Origin of the sequence: Vibrio navarrensis (genome assembly GCF_015767675.1) — a bacterium.
In the GTDB taxonomy this organism is placed as follows: Bacteria; Pseudomonadota; Gammaproteobacteria; order Enterobacterales; family Vibrionaceae; genus Vibrio.
Map to the genome: position 1 here is coordinate 3,363,542 of NZ_CP065217.1, position 15,145 is coordinate 3,378,686.

Annotated in this window: 9 protein-coding genes, 3 tRNA genes, 1 rRNA gene, 1 CRISPR repeat array and 1 riboswitch; of the genes, 2 read left to right on the forward strand and 11 right to left on the reverse strand. The window is 48.4% G+C overall.

The genetic code is table 11. The features are described 5' to 3' along the window. Nucleotides 1–16 precede the first annotated feature (16 nt). From I3X05_RS15950 to I3X05_RS15965, 4 genes are all read right to left on the reverse strand, one after another. Nucleotides 17–92 (reverse strand) — tRNA-Val (locus tag I3X05_RS15950). A gap of 63 nt (nucleotides 93–155) precedes the next feature. Continuing rightward, nucleotides 156–231, reverse strand: a tRNA-Lys gene (locus I3X05_RS15955). 1 nt (nucleotide 232) lies between these two features. Next, nucleotides 233–308, reverse strand: a tRNA-Glu gene (locus I3X05_RS15960). Between the two features lie 104 nt (nucleotides 309–412). Next, nucleotides 413–1,966: ribosomal RNA gene (locus tag I3X05_RS15965) — 16S ribosomal RNA — on the reverse strand. 562 nt (nucleotides 1,967–2,528) lie between these two features. Between I3X05_RS15965 and I3X05_RS15970 the strand changes: the two genes are divergently transcribed. After that, on the forward strand, nucleotides 2,529–2,981 hold the full coding sequence (locus I3X05_RS15970; RefSeq protein ID WP_045571802.1) for an RNA recognition motif domain-containing protein: 453 nt from the start codon (nucleotides 2,529–2,531) through the stop codon (nucleotides 2,979–2,981). Here I3X05_RS15970 and murI read toward each other — a convergent pair. The 3 genes from murI to I3X05_RS15985 are packed head-to-tail and all read right to left on the reverse strand — an operon-like array spanning nucleotide 2,935 to nucleotide 6,352. Continuing rightward, nucleotides 2,935–3,792: a glutamate racemase gene (murI, locus tag I3X05_RS15975; protein ID WP_045571803.1), complete on the reverse strand. Its 858-nt coding sequence runs from the start codon at nucleotides 3,790–3,792 to the stop codon at nucleotides 2,935–2,937. The genes I3X05_RS15970 and murI overlap by 47 nt on opposite strands. A 10-nt stretch (nucleotides 3,793–3,802) precedes the next feature. Beyond that, on the reverse strand, nucleotides 3,803–4,465 hold the full coding sequence (locus I3X05_RS15980; protein ID WP_045571801.1) for an ATPase: 663 nt from the start codon (nucleotides 4,463–4,465) through the stop codon (nucleotides 3,803–3,805). Between the two features lie 45 nt (nucleotides 4,466–4,510). Continuing rightward, complete coding sequence (locus tag I3X05_RS15985; protein WP_193167940.1) at nucleotides 4,511–6,352, reverse strand: TonB-dependent receptor domain-containing protein; 1,842 nt, start codon at nucleotides 6,350–6,352, stop codon at nucleotides 4,511–4,513. A 41-nt stretch (nucleotides 6,353–6,393) separates the two neighbouring features. Further along, a riboswitch (cobalamin riboswitch) is annotated at nucleotides 6,394–6,590 on the reverse strand. A gap of 151 nt (nucleotides 6,591–6,741) precedes the next feature. Between I3X05_RS15985 and trmA the strand changes: the two genes are divergently transcribed. Further along, nucleotides 6,742–7,851, forward strand: coding sequence for a tRNA (uridine(54)-C5)-methyltransferase TrmA (gene trmA, locus I3X05_RS15990; protein WP_193167941.1), 1,110 nt, complete (start codon nucleotides 6,742–6,744; stop codon nucleotides 7,849–7,851). Between the two features lie 137 nt (nucleotides 7,852–7,988). Beyond that, a CRISPR array of direct repeats spans nucleotides 7,989–11,139; the repeat unit is 28 nt; unit sequence TTTCTAAGCTGCCTGTGCGGCAGTGAAC. A 155-nt stretch (nucleotides 11,140–11,294) separates the two neighbouring features. On the opposite strand, the gene cas6f is transcribed toward trmA, so the two are convergent. Genes cas6f through csy1 form a run of 4 tightly spaced genes read right to left on the reverse strand, consistent with a single transcriptional unit; the run spans nucleotide 11,295 to nucleotide 15,144 of the window. After that, entirely contained in the window at nucleotides 11,295–11,933 is a 639-nt protein-coding gene (gene cas6f / locus I3X05_RS15995; protein WP_337970855.1) for a type I-F CRISPR-associated endoribonuclease Cas6/Csy4, read from the reverse strand. Between the two features lie 9 nt (nucleotides 11,934–11,942). Then, the gene (csy3, locus tag I3X05_RS16000) at nucleotides 11,943–12,986 is read right to left on the reverse strand and encodes a type I-F CRISPR-associated protein Csy3 (protein WP_337970856.1); all 1,044 of its coding nucleotides are present in this window, start codon (nucleotides 12,984–12,986) and stop codon (nucleotides 11,943–11,945) included. An 11-nt stretch (nucleotides 12,987–12,997) separates the two neighbouring features. Beyond that, nucleotides 12,998–13,885, reverse strand: a complete 888-nt coding sequence (gene csy2 / locus I3X05_RS16005; RefSeq protein WP_193158000.1) for a type I-F CRISPR-associated protein Csy2 — start codon at nucleotides 13,883–13,885, stop codon at nucleotides 12,998–13,000. Then, the gene (csy1, locus tag I3X05_RS16010; protein ID WP_193277920.1) at nucleotides 13,882–15,144 is read right to left on the reverse strand and encodes a type I-F CRISPR-associated protein Csy1; all 1,263 of its coding nucleotides are present in this window, start codon (nucleotides 15,142–15,144) and stop codon (nucleotides 13,882–13,884) included. The genes csy2 and csy1 overlap by 4 nt, the downstream gene beginning before the upstream one ends. Nucleotide 15,145: the final 1 nt, after the last annotated feature.

Consider the following 15,145-nt stretch of genomic DNA (forward strand, 5'->3'; position numbering starts at 1 on the left):
AAAAACATTTAAAGAGTGGTGGGCGATACCGGGTTCGAACCAGTGACCCCCTGCTTGTAAGGCAGGTGCTCTCCCAACTGAGCTAATCGCCCACAGTTTGTTTGTCTCCGCTTTTGAAAAAGCAGAATCAAAACAGAATTCCCTGTGGAAGGAAATGGTGGGTCGTGCAGGATTCGAACCTGCGACCAATTGATTAAAAGTCAACTGCTCTACCGACTGAGCTAACGACCCGTGGTATCCCGTAGGGGAGTCGAACCCCTGTTACCGCCGTGAAAGGGCGGTGTCCTAGGCCTCTAGACGAACGGGACACTAAGATACTCTAAACTGTCTAAACCATATCAATCTGTGTGGACACTCATCGCGACTTATTTGTTTCCGCTTTAAAAAGCAGAAGCAAACTATCCGTATCGTATAAGGAGGTGATCCAGCGCCAGGTTCCCCTAGCGCTACCTTGTTACGACTTCACCCCAGTCATGAACCACACCGTGGTAAACGCCCTCCCGAAAGGTTAAGCTATCTACTTCTGGTGCAGCCCACTCCCATGGTGTGACGGGCGGTGTGTACAAGGCCAGGAACGTATTCACCGTGGCATTCTGATCCACGATTACTAGCGATTCCGACTTCATGGAGTCGAGTTGCAGACTCAATCCGGACTACGACGCACTTTTTGGGATTCGCTCACTTTCGCAAGTTGGCCGCCCTCTGTATGCGCCATTGTAGCACGTGTGTAGCCCTACTCGTAAGGGCCATGATGACTTGACGTCGTCCCCACCTTCCTCCGGTTTATCACCGGCAGTCTCCCTGGAGTTCCCACCATTACGTGCTGGCAAACAAGGATAAGGGTTGCGCTCGTTGCGGGACTTAACCCAACATTTCACAACACGAGCTGACGACAGCCATGCAGCACCTGTCTTACAGTTCCCGAAGGCACTCCCGCGTCTCCGCAGGATTCTGTAGATGTCAAGAGTAGGTAAGGTTCTTCGCGTTGCATCGAATTAAACCACATGCTCCACCGCTTGTGCGGGCCCCGTCAATTCATTTGAGTTTTAATCTTGCGACCGTACTCCCCAGGCGGTCTACTTAACGCGTTAGCTCCGAAAGCCACGGCTCAAGGCCACAACCTCCAAGTAGACATCGTTTACGGCGTGGACTACCAGGGTATCTAATCCTGTTTGCTCCCCACGCTTTCGCATCTGAGTGTCAGTATCTGTCCAGGGGCCGCCTTCGCCACCGGTATTCCTTCAGATCTCTACGCATTTCACCGCTACACCTGAAATTCTACCCCCTCTACAGTACTCTAGTTTGCCAGTTTCAAATGCAATTCCCAGGTTGAGCCGGGGCTTTCACATCTGACTTAACAAACCACCTGCATGCGCTTTACGCCCAGTAATTCCGATTAACGCTCGCACCCTCCGTATTACCGCGGCTGCTGGCACGGAGTTAGCCGGTGCTTCTTCTGTAGGTAACGTCAAATGACAGTGCTATTAACACTACCACCTTCCTCCCTACTGAAAGTGCTTTACAACCCGAAGGCCTTCTTCACACACGCGGCATGGCTGCATCAGGCTTGCGCCCATTGTGCAATATTCCCCACTGCTGCCTCCCGTAGGAGTCTGGACCGTGTCTCAGTTCCAGTGTGGCTGATCATCCTCTCAGACCAGCTAGGGATCGTCGCCTTGGTGAGCCCTTACCTCACCAACTAGCTAATCCCCACCTGGGCATATCCTGACGCGAGAGGCCCGAAGGTCCCCCTCTTTGGCCCCTATTCATTATAAACAAGGGCATCATGCGGTATTAGCCATCGTTTCCAATGGTTATCCCCCACATCAGGGCAATTTCCCAGGCATTACTCACCCGTCCGCCGCTCGCCACCCAAGGAACAAGTTCCTCTGTGCTGCCGCTCGACTTGCATGTGTTAGGCCTGCCGCCAGCGTTCAATCTGAGCCATGATCAAACTCTTCAATTAAAAGTTTTTTGAAGCTTGCGCTTCGGCTCAATGAATACTGATAAGTTTCTAGTCCCTAGAAGCTAGTTCCTAGAAAACTTGAATTGACTGTGCTCGATACCGAAGTATCAAATTGGTCACTCAGTTCATTGATAAATCTTTTGGATTATCATCAACGAGTGCCCACACAGATTGATAGGTTTATATTGTTAAAGAGCTTTTCTAACGATTTTTGGAACAATCCGTCTCATCGTCAGGGGTGCATATCTTACACCGTAACACTTGAGAGTCAAGAAGTTTTTCTTTTTTCTCTCTTCACTAACTCGGCTGTGACTTGCGTCGCACTCCGTGTCGATGAAGCGGCATTATAGGGAGAAGTTTCTCGGGCGCAATACTTTTTTCTATTTTTCGATTTAAACGCTCAAACATTCAGCAAAATGGTGTTTTTTGTCGGTTTTTTCAGCACATTTGAAACCCATCACAGCAATTGGTTGGAAAAACACCAAGCATAAACGTAAGATCTCTGCGTCTATTTTGTTAATAGGCACAACTCTTTTCTCTCTCCATTATGTAGTAAATAGATATGACGTATAAAAAAGCCATTCTGAGCGCAGTTTTAGCCATAGTGGGTGGGCTCATTCTTACGCAGGTCGAAGTTTCTCCTGCGATTAGTTTTGTTCTTGGTGTCGTCTGCACGTTTTTTATTTTCACTTTTCTTAACGACACACCAACACCAAGTAATGATGATCCCGCAATTGCGACCAAAACCCTTTATGTAGGAAATCTACCTTATAAGTCGAACGAAACCGATATTCGTCAACTCTTCGCTCAGCACGGTGAAGTGTATGCTGTGCGTCTGATGAAAGATAAACGGACGGGTAAACGACGAGGGTTTGGTTTTGTTGTTATGGCGAGCACCGACGCGCAACACGCTGTAGATGCTTTAAATGAGAAGGAATACATCCAAAGAACTCTGAAAGTGCGTATCGCTAACGATCCGAAATCTCAGGAAGCGGATACATCTCTATCGGATTAAATCCCATATCCATTACCGAACGGTTCAGCGCTTGCTCTTCCCAGGGCTGCGCTGTACTGAAAATGCGCCACGTTTGGTTGTTTTGCCATGCTTCCAGAGCGGGTAGCAGAGCTTGTACTCTTCTTGCAATCGCCTGACCTGAATCCACCAGCGCGATTTCTTCTCCGAGCACCTGCTGGATCTCTTCTTTTATCAGTGGGAAATGTGTACAGCCTAAGACGGCGACGTCGACTTTATTGCGCATCGGTTGCAAGATGTCGGACAGTTCTTGCAAATCGATCGCTCGACCTCGCAGTTTCTCTTCGGCGATATCAACCAACCGCGTCGACCCAAGCAGTTCCACCTCTTTTTCTTTGACAAAATCACGGATCAAATCATGAGTATATTGCCGAGTCACTGTCGCGGGCGTTGCGATAAGTCCGACCGCACGGCTTGCGAGCAACGACGCAGGCTTAATGGCAGGCACAACGCCAACCACAGGTACGGCTAGCGCAGATCTTAGACTGGGCAGAACGATGGTACTCGCGGTATTACAAGCAATGACCACGAGATCAATCGCAAACTGCTGCGTCATTTTGACCACGAGCGCATTGACCCTAGCAATCAGCGTCTCTTGCGACAGCTCACCATAGGGATAAGCTTCGTTGTCAAAAACGTAGTAGTAGTTCAGCGTCGGTAGTAGGTTTTTTATTTCCTGAAAGACCGATAGACCTCCGACTCCCGAGTCAAAGATGAGTACATTGGGCTGACTAAAACGCTTCACTCGACCATTCCGCTGATTAAAAACGCTCAGATCATACTCTCTCGCCATGATTTGGCAATTAGCGCATCCGATATCTTTGATAGGTGAAGCGGCCATCGCTCTCTTTATCGAGCAGAGTGACTAAGATTTCTTCTCGAAAACAAGGCGCGTTGACCACTAAGGTATGAAACTCACCATTCTCGCCGCACGGATCGATGTGTGCAGGAAGCTCAGTCAGTAGTGACTGGCTATACAAGCGCCCACACCACTGTGATGAAAGGGATTCTCCATCCGTCGTGACAAGGATAGTTTTAATCCCTCGGCTGAGAATTTCGTTAGCCAGCATTCGGCTCGATTCTCCCATCAAAGGAAAGAGACATTGCCAGCCAGCAGGCTCAATGTAGCTGCGTCGATATTCAGCAATACCGTTGCAGAACATATCACCAAACGCCACTGCATCGATTGCTATCCCTGAGGCTTTAAGCCCAGAGACGATAGCGCTTTGATAGATTGGATTGGGAGGAAACACGTCGGGCAGGGCGATTTTGATCAAAGGAAGCCCCATCAGCTCCGCTTGCTTTTCGACAACCTCTAGCGGCGTTGCCTGAAAAGGGACTTCGCTGCCAACGTACGTCGTATAAAGTGCGACCACTTTATAATCGGGATCCTCAAGCAGCCTTAATAAGGTTAAGGTCGAATCCTTACCGGAAGACCAGCTAACCACAACGCGTTTTTTCTTCATGCTTGATTCTCAAAAAAATAAAACCGCCCGAAGGCGGCTTGAATATTAGAAACGGTAATTGACCGTGGCAAACCAGTTTCGGCCTTCACCTAAGTAGTATTTACCACTTGAGCTGTGTGCGGTTTGGTACTCTTTATCAAACAGGTTCGCCACTCTCGCTCCCAAGCTGAGTGCATCTGTTACCTTGTAGTTGGCGCTAATGTCGAGCAGCGTATAGGCCTCCATGGTTTTACCCGTGCTGTCTTTGCGCTCGCCCACATAGTTCGCAACGGCAGAAAGGTCGAAGCGATCCGCAGAATAGGTCGATACCCAACTGAAGTTTTCACGCGCTCTGCGGATCAAAAGACTATCGTCTGATTTGTCACGCGGATCTTTCCATTCTGCAGAAACACGATGCTCAATCACACCCGTCTCGAACAAGGCTTCAATTTCAATGCCTTCAATTTTCGCATTATCAATATTGGAAGGGGTCCAAGCGCCACCTGGGCCTGTCGGTGCCCAGTCGATCATGTCTTCTATCTCGTTACGGTACGCAGAGACATCAATCTGAACGAAAGAGAACGTGCCGCGAACGCCAACCTCGGATGACTTAGACGTTTCTGGCTTTAAGTTTGGATTGCCGCTACCAGGCCAGTAAAGATCGTTAAACGTTGGCGCTTTAAAACCTGTTCCTGTCGAAGCCACAAATTCAAGGTTGTCAGTGGGCGCAACCCCCAGGCCTATATTCCATGTGGTATGGTGGCCAAAAGCACTGTCGTCATCATGGCGAACACTCGCTTCTGCCGTGACGAGGCTGTTGGCAAACTGAGCCGTAACGAACGCGGCTTTGTTGTCTTTTTCAGTCTTACTGTAATTGCTGCTATTGGCACCGCCTTGTCGAGCGTGCTCTTGGTCATAATCGATACCTGCCGCTAGATTAAGCGCCGGTCTCACGGCCCATTGGTTCAGCCAAGAAGCGGAATTTCGGCTTGAGAACAATGCCGTCTTGGCAACCGCACCGCTCGCAGAGCCATCCCATGCTTCGTTATCGCTGCGCGAGACCATCAACTGAGATGCGAAGTGCTGTTTCTGGAAGTTCAGTGAACCGGCAACACTATAAAAATCGGTGTTGCTCTCACTCTTTGCACCTGAAAACTGGTTGGCGTATTCAACGTCTGAGTTCTGTTGATAGCCATTAAACTGGGCAAACCAAACCTCATTGAATTCATGACGAAGCGAACCAAACAACGTTTGCGACTCAAAGCCATGGCTGTCGCTGTTTGGAGCAACCTCATTCACTCGATAGCCATCGCTTTTTTCATCTGAAAAGACAAAAGACGCCTGAGTTGAATCATTGAGCTGCCCCGCTGAACGCCATGCCAATGACGTATGGTCATCGTTTCCGTAACCCAGATTGGCATCGTGCTTGGTGTCACGCTCCGATGGGATAGTTCGGATGTGGATCACCCCGCCAATGGCATCTGACCCATAAATGGCGGCTCGAGGGCCACGCACCACTTCAATTTGCTCAATAGCAAAGGCAGGAATTAATCCTAATGATGCACCACCCGCTGTTGCTGAGTTAATTTTGACACCATCCACGAGTACCAAGGTGTGTTTTGATGAGGTACCGCGTAAAAAAAGGCTGCTGATTTGCCCTTTACCACCTTGGCTATTGACCTCTACCCCAGGGAGTGTTTTCAACACATCCAAAGCGGACGTAACGTTCAGTTTTTCAATCTCCGCCTTAGTGATCACACTCATCGAGGCTAACACTGACGATTCTGGCTGGGCAAAACGGCTCGCCGTCACCACAATAGTGTCATTAGTTTGCACTTCTTGAGCATATGAATAAGAGATAGGGGTAAGCAGCGATGCTACTGAGATCGCCAGAAGAGACTTTTTCATGTTGTAATCCTAAATCGCGTAAATCCCACCAAGCCTCTACATACAAGGCCTAGCTGCTGGCAGGTATTCGGACTCAAGAGCTGTTAACCTACTCACTCGACTTCCCACACGATTCCTAGTGCAGTGTCTTATTAAGCTTTCGTTCTCTATTACCGCTGCGCGTCAGTTCCGGATTCACACCGGATTCCCTTTTCAGCCATCTATACTTCCAGACAGCACCAGCTTGAAGCGCATACTATTAAGTGATTGATTATTTGTCCAGTTAGAAATCGTCTAAGCTCTATTTTTACACAGCCGTAGTTATCAATTTCCCCTTGGCACTGGACAATGCTCGGGGATTGAATAAAATCTGCGCTCTTTATTTTTACGCACCCAAAAGGTAACTATTCATGGCGACTCTTGATGTAAACCCACAGCGCTACCAAGCTCAGTTGGCAGAAAAAGTGCAACGTTTAACCGACATGTTCGCACCTTACCAAGCTCCAGAGCTGGAAGTGTTTGAGTCCCCTGAGCAGCATTACCGCATGCGCGCAGAGTTTCGTGTGTGGCACGAAGGGGACGAGATGTATTACATCATGTTCAATCAAGAGACACGCGAAAAATACCGTGTGGACCAGTTCCCTGCCGCCAGTCGCCTGATCAACGACTTGATGCCCCTGCTTATCGAAGCCATGCAAGGCAATGAATCGCTGCGCCGTAAACTGTTCCAAGTCGATTTTCTTTCCACATTGAGCGGCGAGATTCTGGTTTCTCTGCTTTACCATCGTCAATTGGATGAAGCTTGGATCGAAAACGCCAAAACGCTGAAACAACGCCTAAACGACGAAGGGTTTAACCTCAATCTGATTGGCCGTGCGCGTAAAATGAAGATTGTGCTGGACCGCGATTACGTAGTGGAAAAGCTGGATGTGAACGGCAAGCCTTACCTCTACCAACAAGTGGAAAACAGTTTCACGCAGCCAAACGGCAAAGTCGCGGAAAAAATGCTGGCATGGGCGGTCGACTGTACCCAAGAGAGCCAAGGCGATTTGCTGGAGCTTTACTGCGGCAACGGTAACTTCTCGCTTGCGCTGGCGCAAAACTTTGAACGCGTACTGGCCACAGAGCTGGCAAAACCGTCGGTCGAATCGGCGCAATACAACATTGCCGCCAACAAAATTGAGAACGTGCAGATCATCCGTATGTCAGCGGAAGAGTTTACCGAAGCGATGGAAGGCAAACGCGAGTTTCGCCGCCTGAAAGACCATGGCATCGATCTTAATAGCTATAACTGCGACACCATTTTTGTCGATCCACCGCGCGCAGGTATGGACATCGACACCTGTAAAATGGTGCAAGGCTATGAGCGCATTTTGTACATTTCGTGCAACCCAGAGACCCTGCTCGAGAACCTCGAAATCCTGAGCGAAACCCACACCATTACTCGTTTCGCCCTGTTTGACCAGTTCCCTTACACCCACCATATGGAAGCGGGCGTGATGCTAGAGCGCATTAAATAAGGGCTTTAAGGGGTTTTGATTGTAGCAAAAATTGCTCTAGGTACGGCTTGGGGTACGGGGGCATCTAAAATGCTCGATTGCTATGATTAGATTAGAATTGATGTCAACGCCACCAGCTTTGCTCGTGGCGTTTTTGTTTTTCAAGCTGCCTGTGCGGCAGTGAACCCATTGCTGCCATCCTTGGTGCTGCTGTGTACTTTCTAAGCTGCCTGTGCGGCAGTGAACAGTGATGAAACCTGTACAGAAATCATTAGATTTTTCTAAGCTGCCTGTGCGGCAGTGAACTGGCTGTGAAAGTATTTCAGTTGTCCCATGCTTTTCTAAGCTGCCTGTGCGGCAGTGAACATCAAGGCAAAGAGAGATTAGATTCAACAACTTTTCTAAGCTGCCTGTGCGGCAGTGAACGTTACTTGGTTTGAAGTGAAATGGGGCTATAATTTCTAAGCTGCCTGTGCGGCAGTGAACAGCGCGCGTTCTTGTCTTTGCTTGGTATCCAATTTCTAAGCTGCCTGTGCGGCAGTGAACTTCCGTCATGCGTAGTAAGCCAAGCAACACAATTTCTAAGCTGCCTGTGCGGCAGTGAACAGATGGGCATCACCTTGTCTGCGCTCAAAGATTTTCTAAGCTGCCTGTGCGGCAGTGAACAGAGGCCGTATACATCACAACACCATTGATTATTTCTAAGCTGCCTGTGCGGCAGTGAACACGTCGTGAGTCGCGTATCGCCGGAGACGTTGTTTCTAAGCTGCCTGTGCGGCAGTGAACACTCAGCGATTGCGCGAAAGAAATTTCGTGAATTTCTAAGCTGCCTGTGCGGCAGTGAACTCGAATTCTTCGGGGGCGTTAATCGCTTCAATTTTCTAAGCTGCCTGTGCGGCAGTGAACAAGCGTTAAAATTAACGCAGAAGAATGCGGAATTTCTAAGCTGCCTGTGCGGCAGTGAACAAGAGTATGCAATTGGCGTCGATATTGCCGAATTTCTAAGCTGCCTGTGCGGCAGTGAACCTTGGATGACTTGGGCAAGTACATCTTTGTCATTTCTAAGCTGCCTGTGCGGCAGTGAACGGACGCGTTGTTCCAGTTGCCACCGCGGATCGTTTCTAAGCTGCCTGTGCGGCAGTGAACAAATCTCTGTTTACGACGCACTGCTCCAATTATTTCTAAGCTGCCTGTGCGGCAGTGAACAAATCGATTGTGGGCTGGCGCGTTGAAGAGATTTTCTAAGCTGCCTGTGCGGCAGTGAACTTTTGAGAGAGCTAGGAGAACAAGGAACGCGATTTCTAAGCTGCCTGTGCGGCAGTGAACTTAGTGTTTAGCCTTGGCCTGACGTGCGCAAATTTCTAAGCTGCCTGTGCGGCAGTGAACGGTAAGAACACGAAATAAGTCGTTAAGCAGTTTTTCTAAGCTGCCTGTGCGGCAGTGAACAAACGAGCAAATCGTGATCTGGTTGGTCTCAACTTTCTAAGCTGCCTGTGCGGCAGTGAACTAACCCCCTCAACAGAAAACCATGCTGATGAATTTCTAAGCTGCCTGTGCGGCAGTGAACCGTCGGGTCGGGTCGGCTTCGTCGGGCACATATTTCTAAGCTGCCTGTGCGGCAGTGAACATCAATTCGTATATGCGCAGCCGCTCCATAACTTTTCTAAGCTGCCTGTGCGGCAGTGAACTCCAGCACTCACGTACACAGAACCCACGTAAATTTCTAAGCTGCCTGTGCGGCAGTGAACCAGAGAACGTGACGCCGTTTCCGGTGCAAGGATTTCTAAGCTGCCTGTGCGGCAGTGAACTGAAAGCTCAACACGGCCAAGGTCTGTTACAATTTCTAAGCTGCCTGTGCGGCAGTGAACTGATCGTTCCGACCCTATCACTTCCGATAAGTTTTCTAAGCTGCCTGTGCGGCAGTGAACTAGCCTGGGACTTGAAAGTATGTAGTGCCCACTTTCTAAGCTGCCTGTGCGGCAGTGAACAGCTGCCGACGGCATACCGTGGCGATTTCTACTTTCTAAGCTGCCTGTGCGGCAGTGAACAACTATTCAACGCCTTAGCAAGTGACGCAGGTTTTCTAAGCTGCCTGTGCGGCAGTGAACGTTTCCCCACTCAGCGCATTTCTTGATTGTTCTTTCTAAGCTGCCTGTGCGGCAGTGAACTGATCGTTCCGACCTTATCACTTCCGATAAGTTTTCTAAGCTGCCTGTGCGGCAGTGAACGTCTGGGCTATATGTATCTTGCCGTTGAAATCTTTCTAAGCTGCCTGTGCGGCAGTGAACCTGGACTTTCTATGTCAATAGCAGGGCTGTCATTTCTAAGCTGCCTGTGCGGCAGTAAACTGCCACTTTGAGGAGGTGGCGGAGATGATGGATTTCTAAGCTGCCTGTGCGGCAGTGAACACACGGACATGCTGGAGGCCTTGCAAAATCTTTTTCTAAGCTGCCTGTGCGGCAGTGAACTCGACCTATCAACTCAGGAGTTTGATTCATTTTTTCTAAGCTGCCTGTGCGGCAGTGAACTAGTGTTAAACGTTATTCTAAAGCTGCCAATCTTTCTAAGCTGCCTGTGCGGCAGTGAACATTTTCAACAGACCTTGCATTTCTGCGTACTTTTTCTAAGCTGCCTGTGCGGCAGTGAACTTCAAGTGAAAGAGTGAATTCGACAGGGAAACTTTCTAAGCTGCCTGTGCGGCAGTGAACACTAACACGTCTTTCCAATACATATGGATTGCTTTCTAAGCTGCCTGTGCGGCAGTGAACACAACACGCGATAATCGCAGCACTACGCATTCTTTCTAAGCTGCCTGTGCGGCAGTGAACGTCAGGAAACTGAATCGAGTAAGTAGCATCGATTTCTAAGCTGCCTGTGCGGCAGTGAACAAGAGTCATTGCTTGGGCCGGATGCTGGCCAATTTCTAAGCTGCCTGTGCGGCAGTGAACATACACATCGGTGCCGAGAATGGTTTGGGTGATTTTCTAAGCTGCCTGTGCGGCAGTGAACGAACGACAAAGGCCGAACCGCCGTCATTGATTTTTCTAAGCTGCCTGTGCGGCAGTGAACCAACTATTGTTGGTACGGCTGTTTCTGTTGTTTTTCTAAGCTGCCTGTGCGGCAGTGAACATGCGCTTTCTTTTTGCCAAAGTCGGTGATTTTTTCTAAGCTGCCTGTGCGGCAGTGAACCGAGGTGAATTTCGAGAAAGCTAGGAGAACAATTTCTAAGCTGCCTGTGCGGCAGTGAACCTCGGGCAAGACCAGTCGAATCTGTTCCTGAATTTCTAAGCTGCCTGTGCGGCAGTGAACAATAGAATAAACCGATAAAAATAAGCTGCAACAGAATGTTAGGATAAAAATCATCTTTTTACCTTGTTAAAACCCACCTATTGCAACTATTTGTATTTAAAGCACATTTTTAAAGAGCAAAAATAAAGGGTAAAAACTACCCTTTTTCGTTCAATTTAAAAGTGCGGTACGGTCGCCAATATTGACTGCCCATGCACTTTGCTGCTCAAACCATAGCAATCGAAGCTCCCATCTTGTGATGTGCTTTGCGGCTGCATCTCAATAAACAGCGGGAACTTGCTGTTTTTCTCTGGTGAGCGCTGCTTGGTTTGCTGGCTATGCAAGTAAATAAACGGCAAAGAGCACAATGCTGTCGGCTTGCTTTGTTGCAAATCCGCTAGACATTCCACCAGCGGTTTGCCAGATTTTGCTGCCCATAGTGCGGCTTTTTGCTGCATATCCCGCTCTATTCGTTCGGGCGATTTCACCTGCTTGCGTACAAAGCTTACGTAAGTCACATCGTTTGGTACGGGTTTGACCCCTTTGATGTGCACATAGTCTTCTAACCGAGTTAGCCAGCGGGGGATATCCAACTTTTCCAATGTCGCTGGCTCTTTTGCAAAGAGACGCAACTTACTGCCAAGCGGAAACTTTGCTTGACGATAATCAGGAAAACCGACCGCAACCAGAGATTGATTGCTACCCACTTTGTGCTCCACCAAAGCAATGTGCACTTGTTGAAAGACGTTTTGCCAAAGAAAGCCCAAGGCGATGTCGGCATCTGGCAATAAAGTGATCTCTTGGTAGTAGTTCATCACTGCCACCTATTTGTCACTTTCGCCAAATACACCACCACGCACCAATACTGCCATGACGTAATGCTCATCTTCTTCACGGGGCAAACTTTCACCACGCGCCCATTTATCAAAGAAAGTGTAAAAATCTTGCTTATCTTTCGGGGTGCGGAACGCCTTTCCTAAATTGGTGACAGCGCCATAGGGTTCAATCGCAATGGCTCCTGCACTTTTCTCCTCAGATGCGTAATCTGGGTACCAAGTATCAATGGAACGCAGTGCGTTACCAATTTTTTGTGAGTGCATCGCAGCATGCTCATTAACCGCATACAGGATTTTACTTTTCTTGGTTTTGCTGTTGCCCTTATCGAGCACTAACTCTTCACTTGGGTAAACTTCTTGGGCTTTACCCACCTTCGCGTAGCAGTCAATTTGCAGCATCAAATGATCCGTTTCGCTGGCCAGTGCCTGAGCAATTCTGTCGGCCAAACTATTGATCTGTGAATCGTTATGATCAAAGTGTCGAGTACTGAATTGTTTGGCATTAAAAGTCCACGCCTGCTCAGCCCCTTTGTTTAATGCCCTGACTTGCACTTCAATCTCTTCTGCGCCAACGCGGTTACGCCATAGAAAACGGGCATTGGCAAGGTTGGTGGCATAGCGTTTTGCCAATTCAACACAACCATGTTTGGCAATGTACTGCGCGACCGCAGCACTGTAACTTTGTTTGAACAGCGCATTGTTACACGCCGAAGGTTGGGCAAGCCCCCCTAATACTTTGAGTGTGAAATGTAGCTTCAAAGTATCGTGATCCTGCCCCAACGCACAGGCATCCACTCGCTGTAAATTTGGACTTTCAACTTTTGCATCCAGTTTAGCCGGATCTTTTGTGAAATCACTTACGTTTTTCTTATTGAAGCGATTAGAAATCGTGCCGCGTACCGATTTTTCTTGTAGGGCTAATGGGGTTGCTTGCTCTTTGGTTTCCCACTGACAGCCCAAAAGGTAGCCATCCGATGGCACCAATTTTTTTTCAAATGCGAGTACTGAAGCGGTGTCGTTATTTTTAGCCATGAGGTTGTTCCTTATTGATGTTCGTTGATAGCGTTAACTTGCTGACAAAGGTAAAGATCGTTTTCTAAATCGGGGCGGTATTGCCAAAGGGCGTCATCGAAGTTTTTAATTTTGTGCGCCATGACAAATTCACCCAGTGTGACCACACTTTCGGCAAAGCGATGCGGCACTGATGGATCTCGCTGATTTTTTGCCTCACCTAATGGTGAAATGCCCTGGAAACCAGTGGCAATTGGCACAATCCAGCCACTCGTCTTGCGCTGGCTATGCCAAATAACACTTTGGTCTTCAAGCTGCTCACAATGGTGGTGTACGGTGAGGTAACCCAGCAGCGCATCTATTGCGTCATCACCTTGCTGCATGGCGTCAATCATTAAATCGCGGCGTTCGATCAGCACATAACCAGGCATTAACTGGCGCAGAACTCTGCCAGTATCATCCTCAGTGATCACAGATTTAACTGAGGGCTTCCCAACGGCAAGAACGTCGCCTCCTGCGACTTTCATCGTCGCGATCACTGCTTGCAACTGCTCGGTAAAGTCTGGCTGCTGAACTTGATCTTCATTGCCACTCCACTCAATGACAAGGGACACATCTAAATGACAGCGTGCTTCCTCGATAAATGCCGAGCGTGAACCATCCTTATCAAGTGGATTACCAGTGCCGATAATTGAATGAACAAAGTCACCTTCGCCTTTATGAGTCTGTACATTACAACGGTGGCTCACTACAGCAGCACTATGCAGTATGAGATCGGATATCCCTGCTTGGCTGAGCTTGCGCTCTAAGGCATGCACAAAGCCTAGCCATGACGTCATGGCAGGAAAGCCAATGGTAAACGGGCTTGAAAGTGCATTGGCGTTGTGAATTTTTAGATGCGGAAGAATCAATACATTCATCGCAAGTTCTCCTTATTGCTGGCAACCACCTTTTCAATCGCCAGCAGCTCTTGGTCTGCCAATGTGACGGGACTGGCGATGACTTTGCTGCGGCTGTAATGGTTGATTAAGCCTCGCGCAATGTGGCGAGTAATTTTATTGAGCCACTCATCCTCGTGCTGACGCTGCTCAGTAAACTCTGGATAGAGCCAGATTTGTTGCTCCAAAGGCAACGCACTTGATAATTCACCGGAATAGTCTTCAAGAAACAGGCGCACTTGCCACATTTTTTCAATCACCAAATCAACGTATTGCTGAATGTGGTAGTCGCGCCCATCACGGAGATTGATGTTGTTGTAGTCGGTGAGAAAGAGTCGATGCAGCGCTTCAAGCACTTCTTTGGCTTGCCAAGCGGTAAAACTCTCTTTGAAAAAATCCGTTCTCGGCAGACGAATATCGCGAGGTGTTAACTCCGGTGGAATAGAGGCTAGTAAATGTGCTTTACCTGCGTTTTGGTTATTGAGCACGCTGATATTTTGCGGTTTTGTGCCGCCAAACCCAATCGTGGTGAGACCAAAGATCTCTTGGTAACCCGCAGGGTGAAAGTGATTCGTTTTTTTGCACTCTCTTGCCTCTTTTACCGCATCACCAAATCGAAGTGCATCTAGACGTTTACGTAATTCAAAAAGATGGCCGGAATGGGTTAATAACGACAATAAATGATAGTCCCCATCGGCTATCGGGAAATAAACTTGCTTAATCTTCGAGCTGGAAACAGACGCCTGATCGCTATCGACCATTTTTAAAAAGCCATCACGTAGCGTCTGAAATTCACAGCTTGGTATATCAAGCAACTGACGAGCTAACTCACTTTCTTGCTCAATATGCACTAACAAAGAACGTTGGTCGCTCATCTCTAAGCTGAGAAACTTGTATACATCTAATGCCGCTGCGTTACCGAGTGCATCTGGCTCAACGCTCACATTACCAGAGCGAAGAAAACCATCTATTCTTGGTTTGTTCTTGGCAATAATGGACGATACGTAGCCATTTTTGTTTTTCCGCGCACTCGGATGACTAAAGGTACAAGGATGTGAAGCTACTGAAATTTGCCCCGCCCTTTTGGCTGCATCGGGCAACCAATTGTCTAATAGAAAGTTTTGCTCACACTCCTGTTGTTTTTCCAATACTTCTGTATCAGACATTGCTGCACTGATGTTTTTCTTTAGCCATGCTTCTTTACGCTCAGCAAAAAAGGCGGCTATTGCTGGATCTAACACG

Excerpts from the sequence above, each read along its gene's own strand:
- I3X05_RS15980 (WP_045571801.1), bottom strand. The coding sequence starts at position 4,465 with ATGAAGAAAAAACGCGTTGTGGTTAGCTGGTCTTCCGGTAAGGATTCG.
- trmA (WP_193167941.1), top strand. The coding sequence starts at position 6,742 with ATGGCGACTCTTGATGTAAACCCACAGCGCTACCAAGCTCAGTTGGCA.
- I3X05_RS15985 (WP_193167940.1), bottom strand. The coding sequence starts at position 6,352 with ATGAAAAAGTCTCTTCTGGCGATCTCAGTAGCATCGCTGCTTACCCCT.
- csy2 (WP_193158000.1), bottom strand. The coding sequence starts at position 13,885 with ATGAATGTATTGATTCTTCCGCATCTAAAAATTCACAACGCCAATGCA.
- I3X05_RS15970 (WP_045571802.1), top strand. The coding sequence starts at position 2,529 with ATGACGTATAAAAAAGCCATTCTGAGCGCAGTTTTAGCCATAGTGGGT.
- cas6f (WP_337970855.1), bottom strand. The coding sequence starts at position 11,933 with ATGAACTACTACCAAGAGATCACTTTATTGCCAGATGCCGACATCGCC.
- csy3 (WP_337970856.1), bottom strand. The coding sequence starts at position 12,986 with ATGGCTAAAAATAACGACACCGCTTCAGTACTCGCATTTGAAAAAAAA.
- murI (WP_045571803.1), bottom strand. The coding sequence starts at position 3,792 with ATGGCGAGAGAGTATGATCTGAGCGTTTTTAATCAGCGGAATGGTCGA.